The sequence below is a fragment of the Bradyrhizobium valentinum genome, assembly GCF_001440405.1.
GTDB classification, from domain to species: Bacteria; Pseudomonadota; Alphaproteobacteria; order Rhizobiales; family Xanthobacteraceae; genus Bradyrhizobium; species Bradyrhizobium valentinum.
Map to the genome: position 1 here is coordinate 1 of NZ_LLXX01000002.1, position 5,280 is coordinate 5,280.

6 protein-coding genes are annotated in these 5,280 nt (G+C 58.3%); 5 read left to right on the top strand and 1 reads right to left on the bottom strand.

The window, feature by feature from the left end; all coding sequences use genetic code 11:
- Window positions 1-239 precede the first annotated feature (239 nt).
- From CP49_RS00285 to CP49_RS45680, 3 genes are all read left to right on the top strand, one after another.
- Window positions 240-425, top strand: coding sequence for a hypothetical protein (locus CP49_RS00285; RefSeq protein ID WP_057848311.1), 186 nt, complete (start codon window positions 240-242; stop codon window positions 423-425).
- 739 nt (window positions 426-1,164) lie between these two features.
- Window positions 1,165-1,353: a hypothetical protein gene (locus CP49_RS48865; protein WP_338060318.1), complete on the top strand. Its 189-nt coding sequence runs from the start codon at window positions 1,165-1,167 to the stop codon at window positions 1,351-1,353.
- Window positions 1,354-1,363: 10 nt separating this feature from the next.
- Window positions 1,364-1,534 carry a hypothetical protein gene (locus CP49_RS45680; RefSeq protein ID WP_197422981.1) on the top strand — a complete coding sequence of 57 codons (171 nt, stop codon included), beginning with the start codon at window positions 1,364-1,366 and terminating at the stop codon, window positions 1,532-1,534.
- A 1,102-nt stretch (window positions 1,535-2,636) separates the two neighbouring features.
- On the opposite strand, the gene CP49_RS00300 is transcribed toward CP49_RS45680, so the two are convergent.
- A complete protein-coding gene (locus CP49_RS00300; RefSeq protein WP_156437901.1) occupies window positions 2,637-3,482 on the bottom strand; it encodes a hypothetical protein in 846 nt (281 codons plus the stop codon).
- 220 nt (window positions 3,483-3,702) lie between these two features.
- Between CP49_RS00300 and CP49_RS00305 the strand changes: the two genes are divergently transcribed.
- Together CP49_RS00305 and CP49_RS45685 are read left to right on the top strand one after the other, a co-directional pair.
- Window positions 3,703-4,119 (top strand): hypothetical protein, encoded by a 417-nt coding sequence (locus CP49_RS00305; RefSeq protein WP_057848309.1) that lies wholly within the window; start codon window positions 3,703-3,705, stop codon window positions 4,117-4,119.
- A gap of 358 nt (window positions 4,120-4,477) precedes the next feature.
- Window positions 4,478-4,705 (top strand): hypothetical protein, encoded by a 228-nt coding sequence (locus CP49_RS45685; protein WP_197422982.1) that lies wholly within the window; start codon window positions 4,478-4,480, stop codon window positions 4,703-4,705.
- Window positions 4,706-5,280 lie beyond the last annotated feature (575 nt).

A 5,280-nucleotide genomic window follows, 5' to 3' on the forward strand; every position in this document is an offset into this window, starting at 1 on the left:
AACGTTGAGCCGAGCGCAAAGAACAATGCTACCGCGATTGCTGATGCTTTCATGACCATCTCCTTATAGCTGCGGAAGCTCCATAGCTGTGGAAGCTCCGGAAATTTTCATTCGCTGCTTTCGTTCTTATTTTTGCTGCGGCCAAATGCGGAGCGACTGCTTCGCGCAATAGGAACCTTTCCTGGCGCGGAGCTTAGGCAACAGCAATGATCGCGTGGCGCGACGCAGGGAGGAAGGACATGACGCCGAACTCAAAGAAGCCACTAAGGCCCGAAGATTTTCCCGTGGATGTCGAAGCTCAGAAGATAAAGAAGCAGGACGGTACTCCCATCGCAGATGCGGAGAGTCCCGCCGTCGCTGCCGAAATCGTAGAGCGTCTTAACGAGGACGAAGCCAGGCGCGAAGAAGACAAGTGGTCAGCCTAAGATATGAAGACAGCGAGCGTTGAGTTTAGCGGGCACGCGACTGCGTGTCTCATTCGTAACCAGTCCGACACTGGGGCGGCGCTGGAGGTGGCCAGCGCCCTCGGCATCCCGGCGCAATTTACACTTCTGATCGTTGCTGATCGCTTGAGGTGCGGGTGCACGGTGATATGGCGAACGAAACACTTGATTGGTGTCAAGTTCCACTCAGCTTACGTGTCCAAGGGATTACCCCGCGAGAGTTGCGGACATGACAACGTAGCCGACCCGGCTCTTATTTTCGCCGATAGTGTAGATTCTGCGCTCGGACAGGCGCGCAAGAGGACGGCTCCGGAACGCGCACTCCCAACCTCCGAGCCGGGGCCGCCCTTCCGTAAGACAACGGCGCCGTAAGCTTCCGAAACCGATGCTCCGTATCCTAACTCGAGGGTGGGGCCCGTTATGGAGCTATTTCGAGCTGAGAAGATTGCCACTGTTCACTGCCAGTCAAACTATGACTGCCGTTTCTGCGGAGGAAAGCTCACTCTCGTCCGCACGATCGTGGAATCTGAAAGCGGAGTTGTGATTCAAATGTTTGAATGCCTGCAGTGCGGAGATCGCACTTGGACCGCCTAAGCAAGAAATTCCGCTGCTCTTGTCCTTTTGAAGGTTTCCTTGCCCTGGTCCACACCGTTTGAAGACCCGATTCCGCTTCCGAATGGCCGGCGCCTCCTCACCTTAGGGGATGCGGGCCAGCTACGTCATGAAGCTGCCGAAGGCGGAGCACTCCGTGCCGGAATGGCAGGCCGCAATGGAGGCGCTAATCCTCGTGGCCGAAAACGGTGGGCCAACGATGCTGGCCAGGATCGGCGTCACGCGCGCGTTGAACCGCGGCCATGTCCGCGAGTTTACCGAGCCAGGGAAAAGCATCATTGGGGGCGCCGGAAGCTAAAGAGAGACCAATGAAAACGGTCTGGAATTACGTAGATACCAGCAAGCAGGTCGGCGACCGTGACCATCTCAAGGTGTTTGCAAACTCGGACCTTGCCGATGAGTGGTTTCTTGTGAACGATCCTGAAGGCGTCGTGTTTGAATACGAGGTCATAGGCGCCGTGGATGACGAAACCGGATAAGGCCGCTGACGGCATCGCCAAGACCGAAGTTGATCATCACAGGAAATGCCCGGCTGCAGGCAGTGGTTCGATATGCGCGGCCTTCGTGAAATGTTCGAGCATATTCATGACGCGGGCGACCCCGATCACCTCAAGGTCTTTGCCAACGAGGACGCCGCGAAAAATGGTTTGAGGAAAACGACCCGGAGGGCGTGGCGTTGAGTACGAGGTGAACGACCCAGAATAAAAATGGCCCCAGCGCGCGGCGGTGCGCCGAGGCCATCTAAAGTATTCCCATTTCAAATTGCCAGACGGAGTAGTGGGTACCCATCTGGCGTACCGATAGAAGCGGGAAAAGGTGGCAGCGTCTGCCCAATAGTGAGCATAGCGCGGAGGCCCGCCAGCCCTGTGCCCGGCCCGTCCGTGGGAACCTCCAACCTTGCTGAGAGTCGATTCCATCGCTCCCGGCGGATCGTGGAGCCAAGCCGGGAGAAAGTGGCGGCCCCAGCTTGCGCTGGAAACCTAGCTGGGGCCGTTTTGCACGCGGCCCTCTAGCACGAACCGGCGGCAGCTTGGATCCGAGCAGAGCAAAGGAACGATATTCACGGCGCCAATTTTTGCCCGTGCACTCAAGACAACGAGGAGCCGCCATTGTGATCCGCTTTGCTTGATGATCCGCTTTGCTTGTTTTGGAGCCTGTTCGCTCTTGCCGAACCAGCCTTGGCTACGGGCGGATGTGGCGTCGGGTGCAGCAGCACGTCTGAAGGGGCTTGTGTCCGCGATGGATGGCAGCAAGCTTTGCCCGTTCGGAACGTGTGCCCGGCCACATCCCAGCCACCTCCGCCTTGCGGCCCATATCACCGATGGAGCCGGAAATCCATGATGTGCATTGTGCGTTGACTTGGCCGGTTAGCGGCCCCGGCAATACGCAACGCACCGGGGCCGCCGACACTTGGAGAACCCCCGGCGGGGCTTGGGGGCATTACCGGGGGAACACAGAATAGCCCGCCATCGGGCCCGTCGTCTGTACGGTCGTCGACAAAGGGCAGGCCCGCCGGTTCACGCTGGCGGGCCTAGTCGCATCAGGCGATCGCGGAGACGCAGCCGACGATGCTGGCTTGCTCTAGCCCGTCAAAGTCGCCAACACCGGACTCGAGTCCCAAAGGCCGCGGCTGACCGTGTCGCCTCTGGTTGCGCTGCCGTCCTCAAACATCACCTCGTCCAGGGACAGCAACTGGCTATCGCCGAACTTTGCGAACTTCGTTGGAAATACGCGATTGTGCTCTGCGACGAAGTGCCGGACCCTAGTCCTGACTTGATCCCTTTGAATCACCCCCTCTAGCAGCGCGAGCATGATCGACTGCGCGATGTCGTCCCTAGCGTCAGCCGGCAATCCGGCCGGCACCAGGCTAAGGATCTTGTAGAAATCATTGGCCTCGGTCCGTACGACTTGAACACGGAAAGCTTCCGGATTGTGGCGACGCTGCTGGCCCCTGCTGTTGTTGCTTACAGTTGCCGACAGGACGAACTGATTGAAGGCTGGGTTTTGCCGCCTGTAAGCGTTCAGCTTGATATAGGATACGATCGGAGTTGCGCGGCGTTTTGGTCCGATCATGCCTGCACAGATCAACCGCAGTGGCTTTCCCGCATTTAAAGCCGCCGTGACTTGCTTTAACTGCTCTGCACTCGGAGGCGGCGGGGCGCCATCGCGGCGCTTAGCACAAATCAAACACTGGCGTTTGCCGTTCCGCCGGATATAGACCGTCCTGCCGAATAGCGGGTGCCCGTATTTGCAATGGGTATTATCTCGGCGCGCACCCTTTCGCAGCAGCGCGGCGATTGCGTTTGCCTCGATCAGTGGCTTTGCCTCCTCGGCATAGCCGGGGTTAGCATCGAAGTAGGCCTTCAACCTGTGTGAGCGCACGGCGAATTTTCTGAGCGTTTCTCCATTGCGAAGAGCTACCATCATCCGCGACGCCTTCTCGTCTGACAGGCGACTTTCTGACCTCGTTGGCATGCCCTGCTCCACCAAGCGCGTGATTGCGCTGGCAGATGCAGAACCTGAGTCGCGGCAGTTCGGTGGCTTTCCCGTGGACTAAGCGCGTAATCCCCTTGTGCTCGCCCGATGGTTGCGAAACACTTTCCGCTCGTACAAGACGGCGATAGCAACAGTTGAGCGGAAACGAAAAATGGGAAAAGAGTTTGAGATTGCTCGTTTGGCGATCATTCGCGCTTGCAAAGCTGGTGAAATCGACGAAGGGCGTGGGTACGCATGGTCCCGCCGGATCTTTCCGCTAAATCCCCGCGATTTGGAGTTTGCCTTTGCGGAGGATTTCACGATTGGTCAGGAAAAACGCGATGAAGTGTATCAGATCATCGATGAGGGCTGGCGAAAGAACAAGCTCGTGAAGTTCTACGATCTTGAAGGGCTGGGCGGGAGTGGCATTAAGCTGGACCGGATGGATTTGGTTGCAGTATGTCGGCTCGCCCATATCGGGGACTTGTTTGACGACGCGCTATACAAGGCCTTAGTCGCGCCCGGGAGTGGTCCTATCGAATCTCAGGGATTGGCGAATCCGTTCTCGATGGAGGATGACATCGGATAGCATGACATCCGCGAGCGACAAGTCTGCCCAAGTAATTGAAGGCCGCGAATGCGGCGAATGCTCCCTGTGCTGTAAGGTCATGCGCGTTGAGGAGATAGCGAAGCACCCGGGCACCTGGTGCAAGGACTGCGCCCTCGGAAAGGGCCGTTGCAAGATCTATGTAACCCGGCCGGCGGCATGCCGGGATTTTCTCTGTTCGTGGCTCCTGCAAGCAGAACTGGGTCCTGAGTGGTTTCCAGCATCCGCGAAGTTGACCCTTCAAGCCGAGCCTACGAGATTATCCGTTTGGGTTGACCCAGCGTTTCCCAGCCGGTGGTGCGAGGAACCTTATTATTCGCAGATACGAACGTGGGCTCGGTTGGCCGTTGGTGAACAGCAGGTGTTGATCTTCACGGGTAAGAAAGTCACCGCCGTACTCCCAAACAAAGAGGTGGACCTAGGCGAAGCCGAAGCGGACGATCACATTATGGTCGGGGAGTTGAACGTTCCGCCCGGACACTTGCCGGACTGGGATGCCTATATCGTGAAGGCTGCAGACGTCCCCCCTGAAGATCGGGACAAATGGGTCATCAAGGGACCCCACTAGGCGATTCCGAGTGGCCGATACACCAGCCGCCGATTGAACCCTGCCATGCCGTCGCCCCTCACCATCCGGTCAATATTCATGGTCAGCCGCTTGGCAACGACGCTCGGATCCTCGCCGGACCTGCAGCTTGTGCACGATTTTTCCGCCGCTCTTGCCCCGTACTGGCGTGCCCTCCCCCAACGTCAACCATCTATCTTCGACCCGCTTCGATTGACTCAACCGCCGCGGGAAAGTGGAAGGGCGTGGCGCATGCACCCGGCATTCCCTAAGCGTCTGGCCCACACCGGCAAAACCATCAGGTGCGATCGCGCTCCGCTTGGCGGCTTTTTTTCAATTCTCGGAGTGAAGGGTCGTGCGCGACATCTGGATGAAGGTGAACTATCTACAAATCAGCCGCCGGATTATCTACGGTAGCCGCGCGCGTCCCGCGGAACCACATTTGGCGGCGGCATCGAATTTCTTTGGGAAGGAGTGAGATTGGGGTTTCGGGTGGCCGCGTTCGTTGCTGCCCCGGGCTGCTGAGTCCAACCGTCTCTTTGTATTCCAGGTCCCGCGGGGCCGTATGGCGCGCCGAG